Below are 26,594 nucleotides of genomic sequence, written 5' to 3' on the forward strand. Positions count from 1 at the left end.
TCCCCTTCTCCTACTTAATATTTTCGATAGGATGTTAATTCTTCATGCAGACAATTTTCTCTAACAAAACGATGACACTGAAAAAATATAGACTCCATATCCTCTGTATTATGACTAAGTATGCGTATGACAAAGCCTTTACATGTCGTAGAAGCTATTCCAATCTTCATATTGTTAGTGTTAGAAAACGATGTTTTTAATGCTGCAATTAAGTCATTTGTAACGTTCTCATTAATAACTATGAAAGTACCATAATGGGAATATTGATTTAATATTCCCATTTGATCTAATGACTCTTTAAAAGGGTTTAGCAATAAATGATCATATACTACAAGTTTATTTTCCATATATATTTTTGTTAGCGAATCAAAATATTGGTATGTGAACTTCTCCATATTCGGCGACCAGCCAGGCGTAACTGAATCACATAAAATCAATGTAGAATTATTTTGCATATATATATTTGTTTTTTGCTTATATGCTGCGTCCTTGTACATAATTAACGGATCTGGTAGATATTCCATAGCAGCATTCTGACCAATATAAAAATTCAATTCTTGCAAAGCATAACTATTTGGAGTCTTGTAAACTTTCGTTGCGGATTGGCTTGTTATATATGTTTTCGCATCTTTACCAACATTTATATTTATAGAATAGAAATCTCCTTTTAAATAGCCTCCACCAGAATTCATAATATAGTAATATGCTCTACCATACTTGTCCAAATATATCGGCTGCGTTACTTTTAAGGCATCTTTATGATAAACCTTAATAGGTACGGTTTTATCTCTCTTTTCCATCACATCAATGTTTAAGACACCTGTAGGAGATTTCATTTTTTCAATCCTTCTAACATAATGTTTTGTCGCATCCAATTTATTAATTCTTGTAAACCTTCCTCATCCTTCAAATTTGTAAAAAAGTATGGTTTATTATGTCGGTAATGTTTTGTATCCTGCTCCATAACTCCAAGATCTGCCCCTACATAAGGTGCCAAATCCGTTTTATTAATTACAAATACATCAGATTTAATCATTCCTTGCCCACCTTTCCGTGGAATCTTTTCTCCCTGCGCCACATCAATAATATAAATTGAAAAATCCACTAGCTCCGGACTAAATGTGGCAGCTAAATTATCACCCCCACTTTCAATAAAAATAATATCTAAATTATTATGTCTAATCATGAGTTCTTCAATTGCTTCAAAATTCATAGAAGCGTCCTCTCGAATTGCTGTATGTGGACACCCTCCTGTCTCTACACCAATAATTCTATCTTCTGGTAAAACACCTGTTTTCAATAAAATCTTTGCATCTTCTTTCGTATAAATATCGTTTGTAATTGCTGCAATTTCATAATCTGTATTTAGATGTTTTGTTAACTTTTCAACTAACATTGTTTTCCCAGCACCTACCGGGCCACCGATACCAATTTTAATAGGCTTTATCATTTTATTTTTCCTCCCTATGACATGAAGACCCTTACATTTACATCTTCATGTTGCATTTGATTTATTTCGAATTCAGGATCATTCAATCCAAAATCATCTAATGAAAGTATTTGAATTCTATCAATAGATTCACAGATTAATCCATGACATTCTTGTAATAGTTTTTGACCGTCTGTTTGTCCAAGAGGAATGGCTCTCACACCGTTTTGAATTATACTTCCAACACTTGAGTATAAGAAAACTAAGAGGGTTTCTTCTATTGTCATTTTCAATTCCGCTGCTAATATTCCATATACGATACTCGGATGACCTTGTAATTTATTACCTATAACATTTTCTTTATATATATTTAAATTTGAAAATGAAAACAATTCACACAATAATTTAGAAGTACTTTTACTAATCATTCTATTTGCTTTTCTACATTCAAAAGGCAATGTTTGTGCTGTTATTAAATCATCTAAAAATGTAATTTGTTCTCCCTCATTATTCTTAATTGCTTCGTAAGTATATTTGCAAATTAAGCCGTCCGTGTATGTTAATTGCACTTTTATATATCGATTCATCCATTTGAAAAATCCGGCTTTATTTGTAACTTGTCCCTCTTGAATAAACGTCTCTAATCCAAAAGAGTGACTAAAACTCCCTGTTGGGAAGTTCGAATCACTAATTTGAAGTAGGTTAAGTAGGTTAAATATGTTTGTGTGAAGCATGCTTGAACGGTTTTGGTAATACTCTATTTTCTTTTTGATAAGGAACACCTTCCTTTTTAAGTAAATCTTCTACTAAGTAGTCATTCGCCAAAATCATGCACCCTTCATCGAATTGTGCTGGTAAATGTCTATTGCCTAAGTTATGAGCAATGATTCCCATTTCTTTTATTGATGTTGGAGTAATTACAATTACTTCTTCTGGTAATACTTCAATATATACAATTCGATTTTCATCTTCATATAAAATATCACCGTTCTTTAATGTTTCTCCACTACCTAAAGACATCCCAATTTCAAAACCAGATTCTGAATATAGTTTCTGAACCCTCTTCAGTAAAAGCTCACTAGAAATCAATATTTTATCAAGATGCTTTTTTGTATTTGAAAAATCATCCATATTGCATACGTTGTTATTAATTTTTTCAATAATCATTTTATCTCCCCCGTTATATCAAAATAAAAAATATCTTTGAGCCATAGGCAGTACATCTACTGCTTCACACGTGATTACTTTTCCATCAACTTTAACTTCATATGTCTGCGGATCTACTTCAATTTCTGGTGTTGCATTATTTAGCTTCATATCTTGCTTCGAAATCTCTCTCGTATTTTTAACAGGTAATACAACTTTATTTAAACCTAATTTGTCTTTAATATTATTCTCATAAGCTACTTTCGATACAAATGTAATCGAACTGGACTGTACTGCTTTTCCATATGCACCAAACATCTTTTTTTCATAATATGGTTGTGGTGTAGGAATCGAAGCATTCTCGTCTCCCATTAATGCCATCACCACCATCCCGTTTTTCAAAACCATATCTGGCTTAACACCAAAAAATTGCGGATCCCATATTACAAGGTCAGCATACTTTCCTACTTCAATAGAGCCGACATATTCTGAAATCCCATGTGTAATAGCTGGATTAATTGTATACTTCGCTATATAGCGTTGAATTCTATTATTATCGTTATATTCTTTATCTCCCTCTAAACTACCAATCTGCTTTTTCATTTTATCGGCGGTTTGCCAATTGCGAATAATAACCTCTCCAATCCTTCCCATCGCCTGTGAGTCAGAGCTAATCATGCTGAAAACCCCTAAATCTTGCAAAATATCCTCTGCCGCAATTGTTTCTTTTCGAATTCTTGAATCTGCAAACATTACATCTTCTGGAATATTGGCTTTTAAATGATGACATACCATAAGCATATCTAAATGTTCATCCAGCGTATTCACTGTATATGGCAAGGTCGGGTTCGTTGAAGATGGTAAAATATTATTTAGTGTAGCAATCTTTATAATATCTGGTGCATGCCCACCTCCAGCCCCTTCAGTATGGTACGTATGAATAACACGATTATCAATAGCTTTTATCGTTTCTTCCACAAAACCACATTCATTTAACGTATCGGTATGAATAGCGACTTGAATATCATATTTATCAGCAATCTGTAACGAGTGATTAATTGCGGAAGAAGTCGCTCCCCAATCTTCATGAATTTTCAATCCGATAGCCCCTGCAAATATTTGTTCTTCCAAGGCAGGTAGACTTGAACTATTTCCTTTCCCTAAAAATCCAAGGTTTATTGGAAAAGCTTCTGCTGCTTCTAGCATTTTTCTTAAGTTCCAAGATCCAGGTGTTATTGTAGTTGCCTTAGTCCCTTCTGCCGGTCCTGTTCCCCCACCAATTAAAGTTGTTATACCTGAAGCTAATGCTGTATCAATTTGTTGTGGGGATATGAAATGTACATGTGTATCGATACCTCCAGCTGTAACGATTTTCCGCTCACCAGAAATTACTTCCGTCGATGTTCCAATGATGATATCAATATTATCCATAACCGAAGGATTACCACTCTTACCAATTGCTGAAATTTTCCCATCTTTTATACCAATATCCGCTTTATATATTCCCGTATAATCAATAATAATTGCATTCGTAATAACAACATCCACAACCCCCTGTTCCCTTGTAAGTTGTGAATTTTGTCCCATACCATCCCTAATTGATTTTCCTCCGCCAAAGACAGCTTCATCACCATATACAGTGGCATTTCGCTCAATGTGTGCGAATAATTGTGTATCCGCTAAACGAATAGAATCTCCTGTAGTTGGACCGTATAAATCAGCATATTGTTTACGTGACATCTTAAAACTCATGCTATCTCCCTCTTTTTGTGTAAGATTGAATATCGCCATCCACTTTATTTTTAAATCCATACACTTTTTGTTCCCCGGAATATGGAACTAATTCAATCGTTTTTTCATCTCCAGGTTCAAATCTTACAGCTGTACCCGCTGGAATATTTAAGTGTTGTCCAATTGCTACACTACGATCGAATTTTAATGCCTCATTCACTTCATAAAAATGGTAATGAGATCCAATTTGAATAGGTCTATCTCCCTGATTTAACACCTTAACTTTCGTTACTTTTTTATCTCCATTACATACTATGTCTTCTTTCGCAAGAATATATTGCCCTGGAATCATAACATTCACTTCCTTTAATGAATTGGTTGATGAATAGTTACTAATTTTGTTCCATCAGGAAAAGTTGCCTCGACTTGAATATCTGATATCATGTCTGCAATACCATCCATAACATCTTCAGCACTTAAAATATTTTTTCCAAGCTCCATTAATTCCGCCACATTTTTACCATCTCTTGCTCCTTCCAAAATTTCATACGTAATAATAGCTATACTTTCTGGATAGTTTAACTTAAGCCCCCTCTCCTTTCGTCGATAAGCTAAATCAGCCGCAACAACTACTAGCAGTTTATCAATTTCTCTTGGCGTTAATCTCATTACACTCTCCCTTTCTGAAGTATTTTAAAACTAAGAATATTCTAAAAACAAAAGGTGTATTTTCAATGTCCTTCCCGTGTTTTCTCCATGTTTTTTCTATCAATCAAATAAAAAAAGACTAGAATTTCTAGTCTTTTTTATTTCCCTTCATTCTTCTCTAACACATACAAATCTTCTTCGATATTAGATAATTTCTCTGTTACAAGCTTTCTAGCATCTCCAATTGCTTGATTGTATGCAAATGGTCCTACTAATTTAATCATTTCTTCTATTAAACGCTCTGCTTGGAAGCGTCCAATTTCATCTAAATCTTCTTCAACGAAAAATTGCTGAATTTGTGCTACTAGCTCTTCTTTTTTATCATTTGGTATTTTTATATTCATCATCATTTGTTACTCCTCTATATTTATAATAGTACGTTTCTTAACTCTACCATAGAAAAACGCTTTCCAGGACAAGTTTTTGTAACCCCTTCTAGCTCTCTATGACCGAGTATATTTTCTTTCTTTATAGCAAACTGCTTCATAAACATTTTACATAAAGAATATAATGCATTCATTTGTGCAGGAGTTGGATCGTATTTATCAAAATTACCCGTCATACATATTCCAATTGTATCCCTATTATTATCTTTCGCATGTGCTCCAATATGTAAACCCCGTCCTTCAACTATGGTTCCATCTTCTTCAATAAAATAATTGTAACCAATCCCGCTCCATCCTCTTACTTTTTGATGAAACTCATGTGTTTGATATACATCCCATCCATCTTCGGATGTATGGTGGATAATCAGTTTATTCACTTTTTCTAAAGGAACTAATTCATCTTGAAAGGTTAAATTAACACATTTAATTTCCATTTGAACATCCTCCCTTAAAAATCAATCATCATCATTGTTTTATCATCTGGTCTTATTCTCTTTTCTCCTTCTAACTTTTCGATAATTGCTACATATTCACTTATACTATTCTTTCTTATATATGCAACAGCTTGTTCGAGCGACCAATCTGGGTGAAATAATCCGTCTGAACAAATAAAAATTCCGCTCACTTCATCTATAGGTAATTCACCATGCTGTAAATAATGTATTGCTTCTTTCATTCCGTTTGCAACGGAATACCCGCCCTGCATATTTGCAAGATAACGATTATATTTTAACTGTTCTCGCACATCTTGAAAAACATGTTCTTCTAGTACAGATAACCCTTGTTTACGATCTTCTTCTCTCTTCTTTTTTGCTCGTTTGCTAATTCCTTCAACTGTGTCTTTCGTTAATACTTGTATTGTTCCATTTCGAAGTATTGCGACAATCATACAGTCCCCTAACTGTGCGTATTCAATTTTCTCTCCACTTATTTGAACTGCCGCAATACATGTGCACCACAAATGCTCTTTTTTTCTCGTATCTACCTTATATTCTAACATTTTTCTTTGCAATGCCTCATTTGCTTTTGCAACTGCAACTGGTAAACTATGATTTTCACGTAATGAAGCAAAATAACTTGCAAATAAATGCGAAGCGATGTATGCTCCATTATGTCCCTGTTCATCACGAAATGGGACGAGAGGTGTTGCACCGTCACATACACCATACATCTTATTTTCTTCATTACAAAAATAAGAATCCTCACATTCTTGCTTCAACGGGCTTTTCTGTTGATATGTTTTTATCTTCACAACTGTATCCCCTTTCAAATGATAAAATACTCAAATTCTTTTGATTAATCAAATTTCCCGAAATAAACTGTTTTTACCCAAAACTTTCAATATCATATATAATCTTGAAATAATATGAATTTTTTAGTGAAGGACGGGAAAGAGATGGTCAGATTTCTTGGTGTTATTATTGGTTCTATTATTATTGCGATTGCCTTTAATCTTTTCCTTATCCCCCACAAAATTTTAAGTAGTGGAATTGGCGGAATTGCTATTATTTTAGGGATTGTAACTCCTGTAAACACAGGTATTATTAACTTTGTATTAAACTTACCTATCCTTATTTTAGGATACATAGGCCTTGGAAAAAAAGTAATTTTTAACACCATTGTCTCTGTTATTGTATTATCTGTTGCATTATACTACGTTCCAGTAAAAGTCGTAGCAACAGATCCACTTTTATCTTCTATCTTTGGTGGTGTCATTGCCGGAGCTGGTATCGGTCTTGTTTTTAACTGTAATGGATCAACTGGTGGATTTGATATTATCGGTATGTTGTTGTCTCGCAAAAGAGACATTAAACTTGGTGGATTCCTTATTATTTTAAATGCAGTCGTTGTTATTATTGCAGGATTCTTCTTCACTTGGGATGTTGCCCTTACAAGCTTACTTTCCATTTATGTAACTGGTAAAGTTATCGATGCTATTCATACGAAACATCGAAAGGTTACACTTATGATTGTAACAAATGAAGCAGAAAAAATGAAAAAACAACTTCTTTCAACTGTTGTACGTGGAATTACATTACTTGATGGCGAAGGTGCTTATTCTAGCGAAAAGAAACGTGTACTTATGACCGTTGTTTCTCGAGAAGAATTAGCAAGTATGAAATTAACAATTTCTGAAATTGACCCTCATGCATTCGTTAACATTACCGAAACGGTTGAAGTATTAGGATTGTTTAGAAAAGGTTAAAAAACTAGGTGGATTTCCACCTAGTTTTTATTTTCCATAAATTCAATTCGATTTCCGAACGGATCTGATACGTAAAATCTAATTACATCTGGACGTGCATGGTCATCTATTACTTCCATACCTTGCTTTATTAACTCTTGTTTAAATTCATCAATTTTTAAAACATAAAAAGCTGGATGCGCCTTTTTTGCTGGAATGAAGTTTTGCTCAACTCCGATATGAATCTCTTGATTTCCACACTTAAACCAACATCCACCACGCTTCTTTAATTCCTCTGGCTTCGGGATTTCCTCCATACCTATTTTTTCACCATAAAATTCTCGTGCTTCTTCTTCACACCCTACAGGCGCAGCTACTTGTACATGATCGATCCCTTGAATATAATTTCTCATTTTCTCTCCTCCTCTTCTACCCTAATGTTATAAGGAAAACCTACTCCTGTAACTTACAAATAATTTATAAAATAATATAAGCTCCTCTTATTATCACCTTGCACTCACTTTGCAAAAAATAAAAAAACAAAATTTATTCTATAACTTCCATTTTTTATAGAAATACACATTACATCTATATTATAGTTATGAATAGACAAATCTTTTTAGATGCTATTTGTACGGAGGAACTATTATGAGTCGTAAAAAATATTCATCAACTCAAAGAAAACGTCATCCGAAAATTTCTAGACGTTTACGCAACCATATACAAGATTGTTCATTAACAGAAATGTACGCATCTCTGTTCGAACACAACCCTGATGGTATTATTTCATTAAATTTAGAGGGAATTATTATACACACTAATCCTTCTGCTGAAAGAATACTAGGTTACACTTCTTCAGAATTAGAGCGGAAAAGCATTACCTCTATTTTAGAAGCTCATATTTCTGAGCAAGTATTACAAAATATAAAGAATACGGAAGCGGATAATCAACAAGAGTATATTTTATCTATTTATCATAAAGATGGATTCTTATTAGACGTCGTGACAAAACTAGTTCCTATTTTTGTCCAAAATCGTCTAACTGGCGTATATGCCATTATGAAGCCTCTTGAAAAATCAGAAAGAATTGAGAAAAAGCTTAAAGAAAGTGAGAAGAGGTTACGCACATTAGTAAACTCCATGCCTGCGTTTGTTATATTTAAAGATCATGAAGGGCGCTGGCTTGAGGCAAATGACTACGCACTTTCTTGCTTCAATTTCCATCATGTACCTTACCACGGAAAAAAAGATAGTGAACTCATTCAATATAATGAAGCGTACCGAGAAGCTTTTTTACATTGTGAAGAAGTCGATGAATTAGCATGGCAACAAAGACAAATTCTTCATGGTGAAGAATTTATTATTCATAGAGATGATTTCGACCTAATCTTAAGTATATCGAAAGTTCCTCTCTATCACCCTGACGGCTCCCGTAAAGGTCTTATCGTAATGGGAAGAGATATTACTGAGCTAAAGGAAACGGAAAAGTTATTACGAAAATCTGAAAAGCTCGCAGTAGTCGGACAACTGACAGCTGGAATTGCTCATGAAATTCGAAATCCACTCACTTCTCTAAAAGGTTTTCTAACATTGCTACTCCCTGAAATAAATGAGGAGCAGAAGTGGTATATCGATGTTATGTTAAGTGAAATTTCACAGATGGAATCTATCACGAGTCAATTTATGGCGATGTCTAAACCACAAGTATTAGCAATCCAAACTTGTAACATACAAACTTTAATTGAAGAGGTAGTTACATTTATTTTACCAACCGCAATTATGCATAGCGTTCATATCATTATGGATCATTTTGATTACGTATATGACATTCAATGTGACGGTAACCAATTAAAACAAGTTTTTATAAATATATTAAAAAATGCGATTGAAGCAATGCCAAATGGCGGAAATATTTTCATCCAAACAAAACCATTAGCAAATAATTTCATCTTAATACGGATTATCGATGAAGGTTGCGGTATCCCAGAAGATCGTATCTCCCGTTTAGGCGAACCGTTTTATAGTTTAAAAGAAAAAGGCACAGGGCTAGGATTAATGATGTGTTACAAAATAATTGAAGAACATCATGGTAAATTACACATTTCAAGCGAATTAAATAAAGGTACGGTCGTTGATATTCACCTACCACTTTCTTCACCTCATCTTGCAATCCAGTCTTAAATAATAAAAGAAGCATCTGCTAACGATTAGCAGATGCTTCTTTTATTATTTATACTTATAGAACTGTTTTTCCATACCATTCTTTTGCTTTTTCTACTTCACCCATCGTTAATTGATGTCCTCTATTTTCCCAATGCATTGTTACATTAGCATTTGCATTTTGTAATAGTAGCTTCAACTCCTCTGACTCAGAAGATGAACAAATTGGATCATTCGTCCCAGCAGCAATAAACACGGATTTCCCAGCTAAATTAGGCAATTGCGTTCCTCTTCTAGGCACCATTGGGTGATGAAGCACAGCACCTTTTAACGCATTTTCGTAATGGAATAATAAGCTTGCCGCAATGTTTGCTCCATTTGAATACCCGATAGCTACAATGTTATTTCTATCAAATTCATATGCTTTTGCAGCTTCATCTAAAAACTCATTTAATTCCTTCGTACGGAAAATCAAATCTTCTTCATCAAAAATGCCTTCTGCCAATCTACGGAAGAAACGTGGCATGCCATTTTCTAATACATTTCCCCTAACGCTTAATACCGACGCTTCCGGATCAATTATTTCTGCAAGTGGTAATAAATCTAATTCATTACCACCTGTACCATGAAGTAATAACAACACTGGTTTTGACGTATCTTTTCCTTTTTGAAAAACATGTTTCATCATAATCCTTTTCCCCTTTCAATCACTTTAATCTAAATGTCTCACTTCAAACGGCAAAAGCGTTTGTTCAATCTGTTTTCTATGCTGTTCATATTGTTCCGGTAATTTTAATTCCTCACCCATCGTCTCTAACGATTCATCATGAGCGAAACCAGGAGGATCTGTAGCAATTTCAAATAAAATTTCACCGTGTTCTCTAAAATAAATTGCGTTAAAATAATTACGATCTTGTACAGGAGTTACGTGGTATCCAAAACGGGACACATGCTCTTTCCAGTCTAGCTGATCAGTATCGTCGCTCGCTCTCCAAGCAATATGATGCACTGTACCAACACCCATTTGGCCACGACCGATTGTTGATAACCTCAAGTCGATAATATTTCCAATCTTAGCAGAAGAACGGAATCGAACGAATTCACCTTCTTCTCCAATTTTCTCAAGACCCATAATATGTTCTAACAGTTCAGCAGTTTTTTGAGGCTGTGCCGATAATAGAACCGCACCACCAAATCCTTTAATTGCTACTTCTGGCGTAACTTCTCCAAAAGTCCAATTATTTAATTCACCCTCTTCTCTTTCTACTAATTCTATATGCAAACCATGTGGATCATCAAATTCTAAATACTGCTCTCCAAATCGAGTCATTTTTGTATACGAAACATCGAATTTTTCTAATCTATTTTCCCAAAACTCCATTGCACCTTTTGGTACAACATAAGAAGTGATCCCTACTTGACCGTCACCAATAACTCCTTGACGAGCACCTGCCCATGGGAAAAACGTAATAATTGTTCCAGGCTTTCCTCCTTCATTACCAAAATAAAGATGGTACGTACCCGGATCATCAAAATTTACTGTTTGTTTCACTAAACGTAAACCTAATACACCAGCATAAAAATCTACATTTTCTTGTGGATGTCCTACAATTGCTGTGATGTGATGTATCCCCATTGTTTTCTTTTCCATTTCGTCCACTCCTTTTTAATTCATTATAAAAATTGCTTTACATTAAAATTCATTATTCATTTTGTCCATACTAGAAAGTAAAATCCGTCACGATAATTTTATCTCGAATTCGAGATATTAATTATAAAATTACACATTAACGTTTAGCTTATCGAAATTATCTCGATTTCGAGATAATTTCCAAAAAACATTTCCTCACTTTAATACCATAATCAGTGAGGGTTTTACTGCCCATTAAAGTGGGATAAAACTTAATTTAGAATATCATTTACCTTGAACTTAACACTTATTATAAGTTACTTACTTTTCATTGTCAACAAGTTACTTATTTCATTTAAAATGAAAAGGGAGTAAACGCTATTCACCGTTTACTCCCTTTTCAAATCATTTCGTTTCTTCTTCCAGCACTGCTTCCATCTCATTAAATTCACGATGAATTGCTTTAACTGGTTCTTTCGTTAATAAACTTACAACAATTACAGCAAATAAGCTACAGAAGAATCCAGGTACCATTTCATACATAGTCGCTTTTAAACTTGGAATTTGTACCCAACTAATTACAACTAATGCACCAACAATCATCCCAGCAAGAACGCCCCATTTGTTCGTTCTTTTCCAATATAAACTTAATAAAATGGCAGGTCCGAATGCTGAACCAAATCCTGCCTAAGCATAACCGACAAGTGTTAAAATTGTATCACTTGGATGATATGCTAAAACAACTGCAATCATAGCTACTACTAAAACTGACAGTCTACCGATAAATACAAGTTCTTTATCACTTGCGTTACGACGGAAAAATGTTTTATAGAAATCTTCCGTTACTGCACTTGAAATAACAAGTAATTGCGAGGAAATACTACTCATAATAGAAGCTAATATAGCTGACAATAAAAACCCAGTAATGTACGGATGGAATAAAATGTTTGAGAATGTTACAAAGACCATTTCTGGGTCTTGTAATGTCCCATTATTTTTAGCATAGTAGGCGATACCAACCAAGCCAGTGAGCATTGCACCTATAATTGAAATCGCCATCCAACCGATACCGATTCTACGAGAAGTTTTCAAATCTTTAATAGAGGTAATTGCCATAAAGCGGACAATAATATGTGGTTGACCAAAATACCCAAGACCCCACGCCAAAAAGGAAATAATACCCAACACTGTGGTCCCTTTAAACATATCCAAATGCGATGCATCAACTTGCTTAATCGTATGGAATGTTTCTGTTACACCACCGACATCTGTAAAAGCAACAATTGGCACTAATACGAGAGCAATAAACATAATACAACCTTGCACAAAGTCAGTCCAACTTACTGCTAAAAAGCCACCGAATAATGTATAAGCAACAACGACACCGACAGTTACAAATAAACCAATTTTATAATCAAGGTTAAAAGAATTTTCAAACAAACGTCCACCTGAAACTAAACCAGCCGACGCATAAAATGTGAAAAATACTAAAATGACGATAGCGGAGACAAAACGAAGTATTTTCGTACGATCCTTAAACCGATTTTCTAAAAAGTCCGGAATCGTAATTGAATCATTTGCCACTTCTGTATACGTTCGCAAACGTGGGGCAAGAATTAAATAGTTTGCATAAGCACCTATTAATAAGCCTATCGCAATCCATACACTTGATAATCCCGTTGCATACATCGCACCAGGTAATCCCATTAGCATCCAACCACTCATGTCAGAAGCACCAGCCGATAAAGCTGTAACTGCTGGACCAAGTCCCCTACCGCCTAACATATAATCTGATAAATCGGATGTCTTCTTATAAGACCAATAACCAATATACAACATACCTGCCATATAAATAGCAAGCGAAACCATAATCTCAATCTTCACCAAATCTCTCCCTTAGTTACATAAGCCATTCAAAATTTCGAAAAATGACTTTTTCTATTTTCTTGTTTTCGCTTATGGTTCCCTACCTTAACAAACATTTTTTGTTCTTTCAAGTGAACAGGTGCTTTTTACTACATGTGAAAACCTTTGTAAACGCCTTTATCCCAGTGGATTACCCGGTTTTCAAAAGAAATTAAAATATAAATATTCAGAAAACAAAACGCTTTTTCACTCCTTATTCCCATTTATTCATCCTATAAATTCCCAAAAGAAAAAGCCATACAAATGCATGACTTTTAGCTTATTGGCATCGTAATTCTCTCTTTCTCTACGTAAACTTTACGAAATTTTATATAGCAGCCAATACGCCAAGGTACTATATAACAAACCGCAAGGGTGTAGAAAAGAATGCCGATTGACTTTGGATCTAAACCTTGTAAATGTCTTCTAAAATAAGCACGTAAAAGAACGATAACTAAAAATGTAGCAATAAAAGCAATACTTTTTTCCGCATAAATTTGACCATCTTCTCTCACTTCATATCCAGTTAAAATAATAAGTGGAATTGATAATAACAATCCAATCCCAGCAGCCACCCAAATTTGCCAATCAGCAAGTTGTATCGGTGCCGCATATAAAGAAAAAGCTGGTAATAAAAAGAATAATGGAAATAATAGTCGTCTTCCTTTATTTTTAATTGGTCGATTCATGGAACGCATACGTCCAAATATAACGAGTCCTATGACGAGTAAAAAAATTGTAATACTGTACGAACCTTGATCCAAATGAATCTCTCCCTAAAAATAGTCATTTTTAAAAACCTTTCCCATTATACTCTTAATATTTTCTAAAGAATATGATTATTCCTTCAAAAAATTTTACATATAAAATATATTTTTAGGTTTGATTTATTATAGGAAACAATTCTGAAAGAGGTACCACCCGCCCCACCTCATCTTTAAACACAATATGCTCTCTCGTTAAATAACGCGGACTCTTTACTCCCGCTGCTGCTGCAAGTGAGAACAAACTATATCTCATACTAACAACATAATTCATTACGCGCCATTTCTTCTCATACGGGTCTAGCGCTTTTTGATAGTGCGGATTTGTCGTGGCAACTCCAGATGGACATTGTCCGGAATTACACTGAAGCGCCATTATACAGCCACTTGCCATCATAAAACCACGTGCTGAATTTACAGCATCTGCACCAATTGCTAAAGCAATCGCCACTTTATCTGGTGTAATTAATTTCCCCGAGGCAAACACTTTGAATTTATCCCGAACATCATAATAATTCGCTGTATCAATACATGTTAGTAACGCTGGAATAAGCGGCATCCCCATACTATCTGCCATCGATTTATATGTTGCTCCTGATCCACCTTCTGAACCGTCAATTGTAATAAAATCTGGATAGATATTTAATTCTTTCATCGTTTTAAATAAATCTTCCAACGGCTGCTGCTGTCCGATTACAATTTTCATACCGATTGGTTTACCGCCAGTTTCTTGCAAACGCTGAATAAAATAAAGTGTATCTGCTGCATTGTTCAAAAATGAAAATCGATTCGGAGAATTAATCGTCTCTCCTACTCGTACATTCCGAACAGAAGCAATTTTCTCATTTACTTTTTGCCCCTCTAAATGACCACCACGTATTTTCGCACCTTGCCCAAATTTCAATTCAAATGCTTTAATATTACTTTCTTTCACTTTCTCCATAAATTTCTCCATTGAAAAATTCCCGTCCTCATCACGGTATCCAAATAGCCCTGGACCAATTTGCGCAACGATATTCGCCCCTGTATGTAAATGTTCTGGAATAACGCCACCTTCACCAGTATTAATCCACGATCCGCCTGCCATTTTCGCTCCAAAGCCGCTCGCTAAAATATAATTTTCGCCAATCGCACCGTAAGAAGTTGCAGATGCCCCAAACATGCCATACAGTTTCCACGGATATTTACGATTTTCGCCGACGATAATTGCATCATCTTCTTCGTACAGCCAAAGATTCGTTGTATCCGCTGTCAATTTTTCTCTCCGTGAAAATAATCCTTCTTTATGAATCACATACTTTTTCCCTTCACGCTCTTGCGTTACGTTCACACTTAATTCTTCTGTTAATACCGGAAACAACGTATTAGCAATATAATAACCAGATGCTTCAAAATCTCGTTTCGATCCAAAACCAAGTATTTCAGAGCGATACTTCGCTAAAAACATAACGCTTTGAAAATCGTAACGTGAAAAAGGTTTTCCATCTGTATCGTGATCAAACCAATATTGCCGGAATTCCGGCCCTATCTTTTCCAGTAAGTAACGCATTCTTCCTAAGTATGGATGTATTTTTAAAATAGAATGATGCGTCCGTTTTTTTATAAAAAATGTGATAATAAAAAAGACGATTAAAAGCAACATTAATAATAGTAATATACTAATAATAACGAGTAGCGTTTCACTCATCTCGCTTCCCCCTATGAAATTCCATAATAAAAGGAGAACACTCTATGTGTTCTCCTTTTATCTTTATTCAAATTAATGTAGCAAGATGCTCTTTCGCGTCATATTCAACTAAACTTTCAGCATGTTTAATTCGATGAACAAAATCTGGATTAGCAATTAACGGTCTTCCGAATGCAGCTACGTCAATTGTTCCTTCTTGTAGTGCTTCTTCTGCCTCTTTCGGATTCAAATTACCAACCCCAACAATCGTACCATCCCAATATTTTCTTACTAATTGATGAAAATTCTTTCCGTCAGCAATCACTTGCGTATAATTCATCGTTGAAGGGTGAATCATCGTTAATCCAACTTCTTTAAACATATTTACGAATGTTTCAATTGCCAGCTCAGGGTTTTCCCACATATAAGTAGGATTATCCCCTTTAAAAGCAGAGAAACGAAGAAGTGTTTTATCAGCTCCAACTGCTTCTATTACAGCCTCAGTTACTTCTTTCATAAACGTTAACCTTTGCTTTAAGTCACCGCCATATTTATCAGTACGCTTATTAGCAAACTCATAAGTAAATTGATCAATTAAATATCCGTGTGCACCATGAATTTCTACCCCATCAAACCCAGCTTCGATCGCGTTTTTCGCAGCCTGCGCGTATTGACTGATAACTTCTTGTATTTCTTCTAACGTCATTGCTTCTGGTGTATCAAATGGTTTACGAAAACGTGGAACATTCCCTTCTGCAGCGATTGCAGAAGGCGCTTGCGGCATTTGCCCACCAATTATTTCGTGATGACTCATACGTCCAACATGCCATATTTGAGCAATAATCGTCCCGCCTTCTTTATGTACTGCCTCTGTAACAGGTTTCCAAGAATTGATTTGTTCTTGTGTATAAATCCCTGGTACTCCTGGATTCCCTTTCGCTCTCGGACTAATGACAATTCCTTCTGTAATAATTAACCCAACTCCGTCAGCAGCACGTTTTCCATAGTATTCCGCTACATCAGCACCAACTACTCCAGTTTCATTATCTGCAAAGCATCTTGTCATCGGCGCCATCGCTATACGATTACGAAGAGACCAAGCTCCAACTTGAATTGGATCAAACAACTTTGTTTCTTCCGTATTTTCAAAATATCCCCAATTGTTTACATTTGTTCCTTCATAAATACTTGCCGCTTTCTTGTTCGAACTTGTCATGTTTCTTCCCCCTAAAAAAATTCTTACTACAATCGCATCATACTTACTTTTAGATAGTAACGTCAATTTATACGCTTCAACTACAAAACATTCGAATATTTAAAAATAAAATATTATGAATCAACAAAAAAAGGTTTCCTTAACTAGGAAACCTTTTTTTGTTGACCATATATGGCTGTCAATTTGTTTATCTCTCTTATATAAAAAATTATAATCTCTTCACATATAAAAAATCTCTTATCAATAGAAACGGGAATGGTTCAATATTCTTCTAAAAATAATAACTTATAAACCTAAAACAATGAAAGCCCTACCTCTCTTTCATCCTTACGGCTCCTTGTCCGTGCCAGTGTGAATCAGGATTGCAAAAATCAAGTAACTATTTTATCGAACTATTTAATTAAACTTCTAACATTCGTAAAAGAATTAAAAAATAAAAATGGATTTGATTGTAGTAATAACAAAAGAGGTTAATGCTCTAAAAGTGGTTTGAAAGAGTTGAATGTCTTTGAAATGATTGATTCTCTATAATTACGTTCCCAAAAAATTCAAGATCTTTTTTGGGATGCAATACATTATTTGTAATGAATCTTAACAAAAGCTTTTTATTTGATTTTCTGTGATACCTTCAATTAATCCCAGTTCACTAATCAAAAATTCATGTGCGTTATCTAACATTTTCTTTTCGCTTGCATTAAGTGCCTTTTCTTTCTGTATACGCATTAAATCACGCACAACCTCAGCACCTTCTTGCATTTTACCTGTTTTTATTTTATCAGTGTTCACTTTGTACCTTTGTTTCCACGTAAGTAATCTATCTGATTCTCCATGCTGAAAAATATCTATTATGTGTATTAATGCCGTGATATCTGTAACTGGTCGTATATTTGAATTCAATATTTTCCCTTCAGGAATCATTATTTCCATATTACTAGCCGACATTTTTATAACATAATACTGTTGTTTTTCCCCTGCAATTTCCTTCTCTTCTATGGCTTTAATTATACCTGCTCCTTGCATTGGATAAACAATGTTATCGCCAATTTGAAACAAATAATCCACCTCCATATATGGTAACCTTCTCAAGCTTAACACACTTTTAGTTTTTTATCAAAATTTTTATTTTATCATAAAATTATTTTACACGTCAACACTTCAGAAGCAAGAATTTAAATTCACACAATACACTGTAAAAAACCGCAATTTTATTAACTGTTCCACACACATTCATTCTCTTTTAACATAAAAACACATCACTACATTTGAGTAGTAATGTGTTTTTGATATGGCATAAATAAAAATCTACTTTTCCGTCTATATACTAACCTGCTTACTAACTGTCTCTCTCGCCAAAAGAAAACTCATAATCACTTGTGCAGCTACTCGACTCGTCATATCTCTGAAATCAAGGGTTGGATCAATTTCTACAATATCCACCCCTTGAACAAGCGGCTCTTTGCCAAGAATTTCAATTGCATCAAGTAAAGTCGTACTGTCCATTCCGCCAGGACCAATCGCTGGACACCCTGGCGCAAATGCTTGATCTAGTACATCCATATCAAGAGAAATGTAAATAGAAGTCACGCCTTGCTTTCTTAATACTTCAATACTTTCCGTCATAATATCTTTTATTTCTCGCTCTCGTACATCTTTCATTGTATACACTGTCACGCCATGTTCTTTTGCATATTCATGGTACGCTCGTGCATTTGAAAAATTACGAATACCGATTTGAACGAGTTGTTTTCCTGTAATAACACCATTTTCTAGTAAACTACGGAACGGTGTACCATTTGACGGACCACCATCTTCTAAATTACGCAAATCATGATGGGCATCAAATTGAATAATACCGATTTTCCCTTTACTGTTTGCAAATCCTGTTATACTCGGAAAACTAATCGAGTGATCCCCACCAAGAACGATTGGTATCATGTTCGGATTTACTTTCGTTACATGACTTACTGTTTTTGCAATTCGGTTATGACTTTCTTTTATATCCGTCACATGCATCGTAATATCACCGCAATCATATAAGACACTTTCTTTCATATCGTGTTCTTCTGTAATTGCGTACGTGCTATATGCATCTAACATCGCACGAATTGTTTTTGGAGCAAAACTTGCTCCTGAATGACTAATAGACGGTTTAGAAAGGGGTGCTCCAATTAAGGCCGCACCGAATATTTCCACGCCTTCCTCCCAATCTTTAATCATTTCACTCCATTTTGTCACTTCACGATCGATAAACTTGGCATTTCTCTTTAAATAGTGGCCGTGCTCCACGATTGTTCACCTCTTGTATATGCGATATTACCATTCTTCCATACTGTATTTACATGACTTACGCCGTAATGGTACGGTACGTAAGCATAGTTATAAGCATCCCATAACACTAAATCTGCCTTGCGACCTATTCTAATTTTCCCAGCTACATCACCACGATTAATTGCGTAAGAAGAGTTAACTGTTACGGCGTTCCAAACTTCTTCTGGTGTCATTTTCAGCTTGAGCATTGCGATGCTCATAATAAGCTGAATATTTTCCGTTGGACAGCTGCCTGGGTTAAAGTCTGTAGCTAACGCAACTGCAACACCTTCATCAATCATTTTTCGGCCGCGTGCAAAACTTTCTTTATTTAAATAGAAAGTTGTTCCTGGTAATAAAGTGGCTACTGTATTAGAGTTTGCAAGCATTTCAATTCCTTTATCAGAAGCACCAACTAAATGGTCTGCTGATGCTGCACCGATTTCTGCCGCTGCTTCCGCACCACCAAGAGGGTCGATTTCATCTGCATGAATTTTCACATCAAAGCCAAGCTCTTTCGCTTTTAATAAAAATTCTTTTGATTCTTCTACTGAGAACACACCTGTTTCACAGAAAATATCAACGAACTCCGCTAATTGTTTCTCTTTCATTTCTGGTAATAGGTCTAACATCCATTGTAAAAATTCTTTCGATCTACCTTTATATTCTTTCGGAACTGCATGAGCCCCTAAAAATGTGGAAACTAAATCGACTGGATGCTCTTTTTGTAATTGTGCAGTTGCCTCTAATTGTTTCCATTCCGTCTCATCATCTAATCCGTAACCGCTCTTCGCTTCTACAGTAGTAACTCCGAAAGATAGCATACGGTCTAAATGGAATTTCGCTTTTTGAACAAGTTCTTCTTTCGACGCCTGTTTCGTTGCATTGACAGTTGAAAGAATACCTCCGCCTTGTTCTAAAATTTCTAAATACGGAACTCCTTGTAATTTTAGTGCGATTTCATTTTCACGAGACCCACCAAATACAAGATGAGTATGCGGGTCGACAAGACCAGGAGAAACCATTTTCCCGTCGCAATCAATAACTTCTTTCGCCTGAAGTCCTTTCGCTTCTTCCACTGTTCCAACGAAAGTGATTACACCATTTTCAATTCCAACCACACCGTTTTCGATAACGGGAAGCGTGTTCATCGCTTCCCGTCTTAACAAGCCATCTTCTTGATCCATTGTTAGTAATTGACCGATATTTATTAGTAAAGTGTCCAGCATGTTTTCTCCTCCTTATTTCATCATTGGAATGTTAACGCCTTTTTCTTTCGCAGTTTCCACTGCTAAGTCATACCCTGCATCAACGTGACGAACAACACCCATACCAGGGTCAGAAGTTAATACGCGCTCAATACGTTTTGCCGCTGCTTCTGTTCCATCTGCAACGATAACCATTCCAGCGTGAAGTGAATAACCCATACCAACGCCACCACCGTGGTGAACAGATACCCAGCTTGCACCGTTTACACTGTTAATTAATGCATTTAAAATTGGCCAGTCTGCTACTGCATCACTACCGTCTTTCATCGCTTCTGTTTCACGGTTTGGAGATGCTACTGATCCGCAATCTAAATGGTCACGACCGATAACGATTGGTGCTGATAATTCACCATTTGCAACCATTTCATTAATTATGCGGCCAAATTTCGCACGCTCACCGTAACCAAGCCAGCAAATACGTGATGGAAGACCTTGGAATTCAACTTGCTGACGAGCCATACGAATCCAATTACATAAATGCTCATTATCCGCGAATTCACGTAAAATTACTTCGTCTGTTTTATAAATATCTTCTGGATCACCAGAAAGTGCTACCCAGCGGAATGGTCCTTTTCCTTCGCAGAATAATGGACGGATAAATGCTGGAACGAATCCTGGGAAATCGAATGCATTTTTCAAACCTTCATCGAAAGCAACTTGGCGAATGTTATTTCCATAATCAAATGTAATTGCGCCTTTTGCTTGCATAGCAAGCATTGCTTCCACATGTTTTGTCATGCTTTCTTTTGATAATTGTACATAACGTTCTGGATTTTCTTCACGAAGTTTTGCTGCTTCTTCTAACGTGTAACCTACTGGAGTATAGCCATTTAATGGATCATGAGCAGATGTTTGATCCGTAACTAAATCTGGCGTAATATTACGCTTCACTAACTCTGGTAAAATTTCTGCCGCATTTCCTAATAAACCAATTGAAATTGGTTCTTTCTTCTCTTTATACTCGTTCGCAACCGTTAATGCTTCTTCTAATGATTCTGTATACATATCACAGTATCTCTTTTCAATACGACGATCGATGCTGCGCTTATCAACATCAATAGCAATAACAACACCGCCGTTCATCGTTACAGCAAGAGGTTGTGCACCACCCATACCACCTAAACCCGCAGTAAGTGTTAATGTCCCTTTTAATGAACCACCGAAATGTTGACGTGCCGCTTCACCAAACGTTTCATATGTTCCTTGTAAAATACCTTGTGTTCCGATGTAAATCCAGCTACCTGCTGTCATTTGTCCATACATCATAAGACCTTTCTTCTCTAGTTCACGGAAGTGATCCCAGTTTGCCCATTTTGGTACTAAGTTTGAGTTCGCTAACAGAACGCGCGGTGCATCTTCATGTGATTTAAAAATAGCAACTGGTTTTCCTGATTGAACAAGTAACGTTTCATCGCTTTCTAACGTTTTTAATGAATCTACAATCGCCTGATAGCTTTCCCAGTTACGAGCTGCACGGCCAATCCCGCCATATACAACTAATTCTTCTGGTTTTTCAGCAACTTCAGGATCTAAATTGTTCATTAACATACGAAGTGCAGCTTCTTGCACCCACCCTTTCGTTTGTAACTCAGTACCTCTTGGCGCGCGAATTGTTTGTTGTACTTTTTCCATTTCAATCTCTCCCTTTTCTCATTTTATAGTGCTGCGTTTACATCTAATCTTTCTTTTATTGAATAATTCGTTTTTAACCAATACGCAATATTTTCAATATCCGTTGAGAATATGCGGTCATTAGTAATAGAAGGTACTTGTTGACGACCTTGATGATAGAAGCTCTTCGTCACTGTACTCATATTTTCAATACCGCGATATTCTGCTGCTTGCATTGCACAAATCATCTCAATTGAAAGAACACGTCTTGCATTTTGAATAATTTGATGCGCATGGCGTGAAGCAATTGTTCCCATACTTACATGATCTTCTTGGTTAGCAGAAGACGGAATTGAATCTACACTCGCCGGATGTGCTAACGTTTTATTTTCAGAAACTAGTGACGCTGCAGCATATTGCATAATCATTGCACCTGACTGTAATCCTGGTTCTGGACTTAAAAATGGTGGTAAATCATTTAATTGCGGATTTACTAAACGTTCAATACGGCGCTCCGAAATATTTGCAAGTTCCGCCATTCCTACTTTTAAGAAGTCCATCGCAAACGCAATCGGTTGACCATGGAAGTTACCACCTGAAATTACTTTTTCTCCGCCATCAAAAATTAACGGATTATCTGTTGCTGCATTCATTTCAATTTCTAATTTTTCTTTCACATAATTTAAAACTTGCCAAGAAGCACCGTGTACTTGCGGGATACAACGAAGTGAATAGGCATCCTGTACACGTAGTTCTCCTTGTTTTGTTGTTAACTTACTATCATGAAGAATGTCACGAATTCTGCTTGCTACATCCACTTGCTCTTTATAACCACGTGCTTTATGAACATTTTCATCAAATGCATCAATAATGCCTTGTAACCCTTCAATTGTCATCGAAGCAATTAGTTCAGCTTGATACGCCGTTGCTTCTGCTTCTATATAAGAAAGAACTCCTTGCGCTGTCATCGCCTGCGTACCATTAATTAACGCCAGACCTTCTTTCGCTTCAAGTTCAATTGGCTCAAGCCCTTCTTCTGTAAGAGCAACCATTGCATGAACGCGTTTCCCCTTATAGAACACTTCACCTTCGCCTAATAATACGAGCGCAAGATGAGATAAAGGCGCTAAATCACCACTCGCACCAAGTGAACCTTGTTGCGGAACGACTGGGTGAATTTTACGATTTACAAACTCAAGAAGCATATTTACAACGAGCGGTCTAACACCAGATACTCCTTTAAGCATCGTGTTCGCTCGTAAAATTAACATACCGCGTGATACTTCTTCAGGGAATGGCTCGCCTATCCCACATGCATGTGACTGAATTAAATTGTGCTGAAGTGACTTTACATCATCTTTTTGAATTAGCACGTCACTGAACTTTCCAAATCCAGTTGTAATACCGTAAACGACTTTTCCGTCCTCTACAATTTTCTCAACTACTTCTCGGCACTCTGCCACCTTTTGCATACTAGTTGGACAAGCTGTTACACCTTCCCCTTCATGTAACAACCTCTTCATTTCTTCAATTGTCAATGTATGTCCTGTTAATGTAATCATTCTTTTTCCTCCTTAAAAAGGCAAAAGGGGGCCTTATCTTTTTAAGACAGACTTCTGTCCTAAAAAAAGTAAGGCCCCCTTCTAACTAATAGACTATGGGCAAATCATATGTGATTAATTCCTAAACCAATCGCCTCATGCTCAGATCCTTTTACAGGTGCACCAATCGTTCCATATAATGCAACAGCAACCCATTCGCCTTCTTTTTTTCCGTCGTATGGTGTACCGCGCACAATCGCAAAGCGAAGTCCTACTGTACGAAGAACGTCTGCTAACTGAATTTGACCTCTCGTCACTCCGTACAAAGCTTCCATAATTGCGTGATAAAGTGCATGTGTTTCTCTGTAAACGTCTGTTTCAATAACTTGGTTGCTCTTAGCCGCTGTTTCCATTGCTGCGACAACCTTTTGCGAATTCATCGAACCCACTTTCCCCGTACAATACTTCCAACCTTTTGGAATAGATAATACAGGGCTTTCATTCTCATCCGCAAGTGCCAACAGCATGGCCATACGACCAATTCGATGTGTTCCTTGAAGAAGCATGTGACTCTCTCATTTCTTTTAATTATTTGAATATTTCTTAATTTAAGAATATATGAAAACGGTTAAATCGTCAATAGTTTAAACTCACATTCAAATAATTTTTTCATCCCCTCCATTTGTGTACACAAATAATTTACACAATTTTTTCAGGCATGCTATAGTCTCACTAACAGATGCAAAGGAGCGAATTTTCAATGACAAAGCGAAAAGATATTCATTTTCGAATTGAAGAAAAATTACTTGAAAGGTTTGAAGCTGCACTCCATTACGAAGACTTAAAGAAAACCGACGTATTAACACATGCGATTCAGCAATTTTGCACGAAGGTGGAGTGTGAAAAAATGAATGATGTAAAACGCCAATACAACGTAAGTAACCATTTACAAACACGTATTGATACGCATAAACATTATGAAGAAAAACAAGTGAATTTAGATAAAGTCGTCATGGAACATTTACAACTTCAAGGAGACGAAAAAATATTAGAGGTTGGGTGCGCTAATGGAAATTTCCTTTCCCTTTTACAAACTAACGGTCATAAAGGACAACTAACCGGTTTTGATCAATCGAAAACGATGCTTTCTGAAGCTGTAATAAAGAATAGCATAATTGAATGGAGACAAGGTGACGCTGGTAAACTTCCTTTCGAAGCTAATGGCTACGACTGGATTATCGCAAGACATATGTTATATCACATGAAAAATGTCGAAAAAACACTTCAAGGATTCCATAAAGTAATTCGTCCCGGTGGCTCACTTTTAGCTACAACAAATTCTAACGTTACACTACCTCGTATAGTTGAAATGTGTAACCGCATGTTAGACGCATTTGATTTACCGAAAACAACATCATCAGTCACTCCATTTTGTTTAGAAAACGGTAAAGAGATATTACAATCTGTTTTTCCAACTGTTGAAGAAACAGTTATTCATAATGCTCTTATTTTTCGTCAGGCTACTCCGATTGTAAACTATATTTCTAGCATGTTTCCGTCGCTAAATATACCTGATAATACATACCTTCACGCCGAAATGAAAGAATGGCTAAACGCAGAAATAGAAAATGAATTGTCACTTCATAACGGTATATGGCGCGATCCGAAAACGTTAGCCATTTATCGATGTCAAAAAGAAAAAAGCTAGCATTCGCTAGCTTTCACACGTTTTCTGGCAAAAGCTTCTCCATCATCACATTGCCCTTACCACCATAAAAATTTGTATTATGTTCATTCGCTACTCCAAAATAAGAGGCAATCGCTATTCCGAATGGTACAAATGCATGCCCCTGTGCTGTAATAATATTTGAGTGTTGCACAACTTCTTCATACACAAAATTTTCTACTGGAAAACAATCTAATTTTTGATAATCCATAGTCACCGTATACGAGATTTCTTTGAATAAGCCTGCTTTTGCTAGCGCATACGGTCCAGCACAAATAGCAGCTATTAATTTTTCTTGTTCGTGAAATTGACGGATAACTGAAAAGAGTCCGTCTGCATCCTTCACATGTATCGCATCTCCGCCTGGAATAATAATCCCCTCATATTCTTCTACACGTACTTCACTTAATTCTATATGCGGTTGCACTTGCAAACCTGTTTCACTTATAATCAATTCTTTCTTTAAACTCGCTGTAATGATTTCATATTTGTTTTTCAACAATGCCGTTGCTACAGTAATTTCAAACTCAGCAAATGTTGGATATACAAATAAAAGTATTTTTTTCATATCCCTCTCTCCTTTAACCAATCCATAAAATATACCTCTAACTCTTCCGCTGTTAATCTATTCGTGTCCACATAAGTTACAGGAAATTGTTTATACCAATCTTTTTCAGTTTCTACTAATTTAAATTGCTCCTCAAATGTACTTCGTTTTCTAGCTCTATCATTATTTTTTCTATCATATACATTTTTTTCCGTCACATCTAAATAAAAAATCGCATCCGAACGGCATTCTCTTAATTTATATAATTCATCTTTTAATTCGGTTTCTATATCCCACTCTTCTCCTATAATCGTTGGATAAAAGAGTGTAAAAAACTCAATGTCTTCTGGCCCGCGATCAAAAATCACAACTGCATCTTTTACATTTTGAAATTCCTTTATTTTTGCTTCCATAAACATTTTTTGATTTAGAATAAACCCTTCTTTTGAATTCATATCCAAATTTAATACTTTTCGCTTTTTTACAATTGGATAAGGATTTTCATATATAACTGAAAGCCCTTTTCGCTCTAGCCTTTTAGCCAATGTCGTTTTTCCGCTTGCCATCGGTCCTTGGAGTGAAATTACATATGCCATTCCTCTCATTCCCTTGCACTTTAGTAAAACTATAATATACTGAATTTTTAAAACCATCAACAAAATATATAT

General features: G+C 35.8%; 27 protein-coding genes and 1 pseudogene. 3 read left to right on the forward strand and 25 right to left on the reverse strand.

Translation table 11 applies throughout. From position 1 onward, the window contains the following. Nucleotides 1-14 precede the first annotated feature (14 nt). The 10 genes from EKQ63_RS19115 to EKQ63_RS19160 all read right to left on the reverse strand — a co-directional run bounded on the left by EKQ63_RS19115 (nucleotide 15) and on the right by EKQ63_RS19160 (nucleotide 6,670). Nucleotides 15-836: an urease accessory protein UreD gene (locus EKQ63_RS19115; RefSeq protein WP_000841917.1), complete on the reverse strand. Its 822-nt coding sequence runs from the start codon at nucleotides 834-836 to the stop codon at nucleotides 15-17. Continuing rightward, nucleotides 833-1,450 (reverse strand): urease accessory protein UreG, encoded by a 618-nt coding sequence (gene ureG / locus EKQ63_RS19120; protein WP_000594924.1) that lies wholly within the window; start codon nucleotides 1,448-1,450, stop codon nucleotides 833-835. Before ureG ends, EKQ63_RS19115 begins: the two co-directional genes overlap by 4 nt. 14 nt (nucleotides 1,451-1,464) lie before the next feature. After that, nucleotides 1,465-2,163 (reverse strand): urease accessory protein UreF, encoded by a 699-nt coding sequence (locus EKQ63_RS19125; protein ID WP_087954606.1) that lies wholly within the window; start codon nucleotides 2,161-2,163, stop codon nucleotides 1,465-1,467. Further along, nucleotides 2,141-2,596 carry an urease accessory protein UreE gene (locus EKQ63_RS19130; RefSeq protein ID WP_087954605.1) on the reverse strand — a complete coding sequence of 152 codons (456 nt, stop codon included), beginning with the start codon at nucleotides 2,594-2,596 and terminating at the stop codon, nucleotides 2,141-2,143. The genes EKQ63_RS19125 and EKQ63_RS19130 overlap by 23 nt, the downstream gene beginning before the upstream one ends. Nucleotides 2,597-2,614: 18 nt before the next feature. After that, on the reverse strand, nucleotides 2,615-4,327 hold the full coding sequence (ureC, locus tag EKQ63_RS19135) for an urease subunit alpha (protein ID WP_087954604.1): 1,713 nt from the start codon (nucleotides 4,325-4,327) through the stop codon (nucleotides 2,615-2,617). Nucleotide 4,328: 1 nt separating this feature from the next. Then, nucleotides 4,329-4,658 carry an urease subunit beta gene (locus tag EKQ63_RS19140; RefSeq protein ID WP_087954603.1) on the reverse strand — a complete coding sequence of 110 codons (330 nt, stop codon included), beginning with the start codon at nucleotides 4,656-4,658 and terminating at the stop codon, nucleotides 4,329-4,331. A gap of 14 nt (nucleotides 4,659-4,672) precedes the next feature. Beyond that, a complete protein-coding gene (locus EKQ63_RS19145; RefSeq protein ID WP_001241327.1) occupies nucleotides 4,673-4,975 on the reverse strand; it encodes an urease subunit gamma in 303 nt (100 codons plus the stop codon). A gap of 137 nt (nucleotides 4,976-5,112) precedes the next feature. Continuing rightward, nucleotides 5,113-5,364, reverse strand: a complete 252-nt coding sequence (locus tag EKQ63_RS19150) for a DUF2164 domain-containing protein (RefSeq protein ID WP_001994665.1) — start codon at nucleotides 5,362-5,364, stop codon at nucleotides 5,113-5,115. A gap of 17 nt (nucleotides 5,365-5,381) precedes the next feature. Next, on the reverse strand, nucleotides 5,382-5,834 hold the full coding sequence (locus tag EKQ63_RS19155; RefSeq protein WP_087954602.1) for a peptidoglycan recognition protein family protein: 453 nt from the start codon (nucleotides 5,832-5,834) through the stop codon (nucleotides 5,382-5,384). Nucleotides 5,835-5,848: 14 nt separating this feature from the next. Next, a complete protein-coding gene (locus EKQ63_RS19160) occupies nucleotides 5,849-6,670 on the reverse strand; it encodes a protein phosphatase 2C domain-containing protein (RefSeq protein WP_140421245.1) in 822 nt (273 codons plus the stop codon). A 126-nt stretch (nucleotides 6,671-6,796) separates the two neighbouring features. On the opposite strand from EKQ63_RS19160, the gene EKQ63_RS19165 reads away from it, so the two are divergent. Beyond that, complete coding sequence (locus EKQ63_RS19165; RefSeq protein WP_000251336.1) at nucleotides 6,797-7,606, forward strand: YitT family protein; 810 nt, start codon at nucleotides 6,797-6,799, stop codon at nucleotides 7,604-7,606. Nucleotides 7,607-7,626: 20 nt separating this feature from the next. On the opposite strand, the gene EKQ63_RS19170 is transcribed toward EKQ63_RS19165, so the two are convergent. Further along, nucleotides 7,627-7,998, reverse strand: coding sequence for a VOC family protein (locus tag EKQ63_RS19170; RefSeq protein WP_087954600.1), 372 nt, complete (start codon nucleotides 7,996-7,998; stop codon nucleotides 7,627-7,629). Nucleotides 7,999-8,233: 235 nt separating this feature from the next. On the opposite strand from EKQ63_RS19170, the gene EKQ63_RS19180 reads away from it, so the two are divergent. Further along, nucleotides 8,234-9,766, forward strand: coding sequence for a BA3702 family sensor histidine kinase (locus EKQ63_RS19180; protein WP_087954599.1), 1,533 nt, complete (start codon nucleotides 8,234-8,236; stop codon nucleotides 9,764-9,766). A 55-nt stretch (nucleotides 9,767-9,821) separates the two neighbouring features. On the opposite strand, the gene EKQ63_RS19185 is transcribed toward EKQ63_RS19180, so the two are convergent. From EKQ63_RS19185 to hutP, 12 genes and pseudogenes are all read right to left on the reverse strand, one after another. Beyond that, nucleotides 9,822-10,433, reverse strand: a complete 612-nt coding sequence (locus EKQ63_RS19185; protein WP_087954598.1) for an alpha/beta hydrolase — start codon at nucleotides 10,431-10,433, stop codon at nucleotides 9,822-9,824. A 24-nt stretch (nucleotides 10,434-10,457) separates the two neighbouring features. Further along, on the reverse strand, nucleotides 10,458-11,396 hold the full coding sequence (locus tag EKQ63_RS19190; protein WP_087954597.1) for a ring-cleaving dioxygenase: 939 nt from the start codon (nucleotides 11,394-11,396) through the stop codon (nucleotides 10,458-10,460). A 384-nt stretch (nucleotides 11,397-11,780) separates the two neighbouring features. Continuing rightward, nucleotides 11,781-13,259: pseudogene (putP, locus tag EKQ63_RS19195) on the reverse strand (sodium/proline symporter PutP). Between the two features lie 296 nt (nucleotides 13,260-13,555). Further along, nucleotides 13,556-14,044 carry a CcdC protein domain-containing protein gene (locus EKQ63_RS19200; RefSeq protein ID WP_087997361.1) on the reverse strand — a complete coding sequence of 163 codons (489 nt, stop codon included), beginning with the start codon at nucleotides 14,042-14,044 and terminating at the stop codon, nucleotides 13,556-13,558. Nucleotides 14,045-14,156: 112 nt separating this feature from the next. After that, nucleotides 14,157-15,731: an FMN-binding glutamate synthase family protein gene (locus EKQ63_RS19205; protein WP_087954595.1), complete on the reverse strand. Its 1,575-nt coding sequence runs from the start codon at nucleotides 15,729-15,731 to the stop codon at nucleotides 14,157-14,159. Nucleotides 15,732-15,798: 67 nt separating this feature from the next. After that, entirely contained in the window at nucleotides 15,799-16,926 is a 1,128-nt protein-coding gene (locus EKQ63_RS19210; protein WP_087954594.1) for an alkene reductase, read from the reverse strand. Between the two features lie 591 nt (nucleotides 16,927-17,517). Next, a complete protein-coding gene (locus EKQ63_RS19215; RefSeq protein ID WP_172796753.1) occupies nucleotides 17,518-17,979 on the reverse strand; it encodes a CarD family transcriptional regulator in 462 nt (153 codons plus the stop codon). Between the two features lie 261 nt (nucleotides 17,980-18,240). Then, nucleotides 18,241-19,212 carry a formimidoylglutamase gene (gene hutG, locus EKQ63_RS19220; protein ID WP_087954593.1) on the reverse strand — a complete coding sequence of 324 codons (972 nt, stop codon included), beginning with the start codon at nucleotides 19,210-19,212 and terminating at the stop codon, nucleotides 18,241-18,243. After that, nucleotides 19,191-20,462 carry an imidazolonepropionase gene (gene hutI / locus EKQ63_RS19225; RefSeq protein WP_087954592.1) on the reverse strand — a complete coding sequence of 424 codons (1,272 nt, stop codon included), beginning with the start codon at nucleotides 20,460-20,462 and terminating at the stop codon, nucleotides 19,191-19,193. Before hutI ends, hutG begins: the two co-directional genes overlap by 22 nt. A gap of 12 nt (nucleotides 20,463-20,474) precedes the next feature. Continuing rightward, nucleotides 20,475-22,133: a urocanate hydratase gene (gene hutU / locus EKQ63_RS19230; protein ID WP_143881419.1), complete on the reverse strand. Its 1,659-nt coding sequence runs from the start codon at nucleotides 22,131-22,133 to the stop codon at nucleotides 20,475-20,477. A 23-nt stretch (nucleotides 22,134-22,156) separates the two neighbouring features. Then, on the reverse strand, nucleotides 22,157-23,674 hold the full coding sequence (hutH, locus tag EKQ63_RS19235; RefSeq protein ID WP_087954590.1) for a histidine ammonia-lyase: 1,518 nt from the start codon (nucleotides 23,672-23,674) through the stop codon (nucleotides 22,157-22,159). Between the two features lie 104 nt (nucleotides 23,675-23,778). Beyond that, the gene (hutP, locus tag EKQ63_RS19240; RefSeq protein WP_000926516.1) at nucleotides 23,779-24,219 is read right to left on the reverse strand and encodes a histidine utilization transcription antiterminator HutP; all 441 of its coding nucleotides are present in this window, start codon (nucleotides 24,217-24,219) and stop codon (nucleotides 23,779-23,781) included. A 194-nt stretch (nucleotides 24,220-24,413) separates the two neighbouring features. On the opposite strand from hutP, the gene EKQ63_RS19245 reads away from it, so the two are divergent. Beyond that, nucleotides 24,414-25,361 (forward strand): class I SAM-dependent methyltransferase, encoded by a 948-nt coding sequence (locus EKQ63_RS19245; RefSeq protein WP_140168778.1) that lies wholly within the window; start codon nucleotides 24,414-24,416, stop codon nucleotides 25,359-25,361. A gap of 13 nt (nucleotides 25,362-25,374) precedes the next feature. Here EKQ63_RS19245 and EKQ63_RS19250 read toward each other — a convergent pair whose 3' ends face one another. Then, complete coding sequence (locus EKQ63_RS19250) at nucleotides 25,375-25,947, reverse strand: DJ-1/PfpI family protein (RefSeq protein WP_087997358.1); 573 nt, start codon at nucleotides 25,945-25,947, stop codon at nucleotides 25,375-25,377. Then, entirely contained in the window at nucleotides 25,944-26,531 is a 588-nt protein-coding gene (locus EKQ63_RS19255) for an AAA family ATPase (protein WP_143881420.1), read from the reverse strand. Before EKQ63_RS19255 ends, EKQ63_RS19250 begins: the two co-directional genes overlap by 4 nt. Between the last annotated feature and the right edge of the window lie 63 nt (nucleotides 26,532-26,594).

Source organism: Bacillus sp. BD59S, from assembly GCF_007363175.1.
GTDB lineage: Bacteria > Bacillota > Bacilli > Bacillales > Bacillaceae_G > Bacillus_A > Bacillus_A pacificus.

Coding starts and splice junctions, on each gene's coding strand:
- EKQ63_RS19115 (WP_000841917.1), bottom strand. CDS start 836: ATGAAATCTCCTACAGGTGTCTTAAACATTGATGTGATGGAAAAGAGA.
- ureG (WP_000594924.1), bottom strand. CDS start 1,450: ATGATAAAGCCTATTAAAATTGGTATCGGTGGCCCGGTAGGTGCTGGG.
- EKQ63_RS19125 (WP_087954606.1), bottom strand. CDS start 2,163: ATGCTTCACACAAACATATTTAACCTACTTAACCTACTTCAAATTAGT.
- EKQ63_RS19130 (WP_087954605.1), bottom strand. CDS start 2,596: ATGATTATTGAAAAAATTAATAACAACGTATGCAATATGGATGATTTT.
- ureC (WP_087954604.1), bottom strand. CDS start 4,327: ATGAGTTTTAAGATGTCACGTAAACAATATGCTGATTTATACGGTCCA.
- EKQ63_RS19140 (WP_087954603.1), bottom strand. CDS start 4,658: ATGATTCCAGGGCAATATATTCTTGCGAAAGAAGACATAGTATGTAAT.
- EKQ63_RS19145 (WP_001241327.1), bottom strand. CDS start 4,975: ATGAGATTAACGCCAAGAGAAATTGATAAACTGCTAGTAGTTGTTGCG.
- EKQ63_RS19150 (WP_001994665.1), bottom strand. CDS start 5,364: ATGATGATGAATATAAAAATACCAAATGATAAAAAAGAAGAGCTAGTA.
- EKQ63_RS19155 (WP_087954602.1), bottom strand. CDS start 5,834: ATGGAAATTAAATGTGTTAATTTAACCTTTCAAGATGAATTAGTTCCT.
- EKQ63_RS19165 (WP_000251336.1), top strand. CDS start 6,797: ATGGTCAGATTTCTTGGTGTTATTATTGGTTCTATTATTATTGCGATT.
- EKQ63_RS19170 (WP_087954600.1), bottom strand. CDS start 7,998: ATGAGAAATTATATTCAAGGGATCGATCATGTACAAGTAGCTGCGCCT.
- EKQ63_RS19180 (WP_087954599.1), top strand. CDS start 8,234: ATGAGTCGTAAAAAATATTCATCAACTCAAAGAAAACGTCATCCGAAA.
- EKQ63_RS19185 (WP_087954598.1), bottom strand. CDS start 10,433: ATGATGAAACATGTTTTTCAAAAAGGAAAAGATACGTCAAAACCAGTG.
- EKQ63_RS19190 (WP_087954597.1), bottom strand. CDS start 11,396: ATGGAAAAGAAAACAATGGGGATACATCACATCACAGCAATTGTAGGA.
- EKQ63_RS19205 (WP_087954595.1), bottom strand. CDS start 15,731: ATGAGTGAAACGCTACTCGTTATTATTAGTATATTACTATTATTAATG.
- EKQ63_RS19210 (WP_087954594.1), bottom strand. CDS start 16,926: ATGACAAGTTCGAACAAGAAAGCGGCAAGTATTTATGAAGGAACAAAT.
- hutI (WP_087954592.1), bottom strand. CDS start 20,462: ATGCTGGACACTTTACTAATAAATATCGGTCAATTACTAACAATGGAT.
- hutU (WP_143881419.1), bottom strand. CDS start 22,133: ATGGAAAAAGTACAACAAACAATTCGCGCGCCAAGAGGTACTGAGTTA.
- hutH (WP_087954590.1), bottom strand. CDS start 23,674: ATGATTACATTAACAGGACATACATTGACAATTGAAGAAATGAAGAGG.
- hutP (WP_000926516.1), bottom strand. CDS start 24,219: ATGCTTCTTCAAGGAACACATCGAATTGGTCGTATGGCCATGCTGTTG.
- EKQ63_RS19245 (WP_140168778.1), top strand. CDS start 24,414: ATGACAAAGCGAAAAGATATTCATTTTCGAATTGAAGAAAAATTACTT.
- EKQ63_RS19250 (WP_087997358.1), bottom strand. CDS start 25,947: ATGAAAAAAATACTTTTATTTGTATATCCAACATTTGCTGAGTTTGAA.
- EKQ63_RS19255 (WP_143881420.1), bottom strand. CDS start 26,531: ATGAGAGGAATGGCATATGTAATTTCACTCCAAGGACCGATGGCAAGC.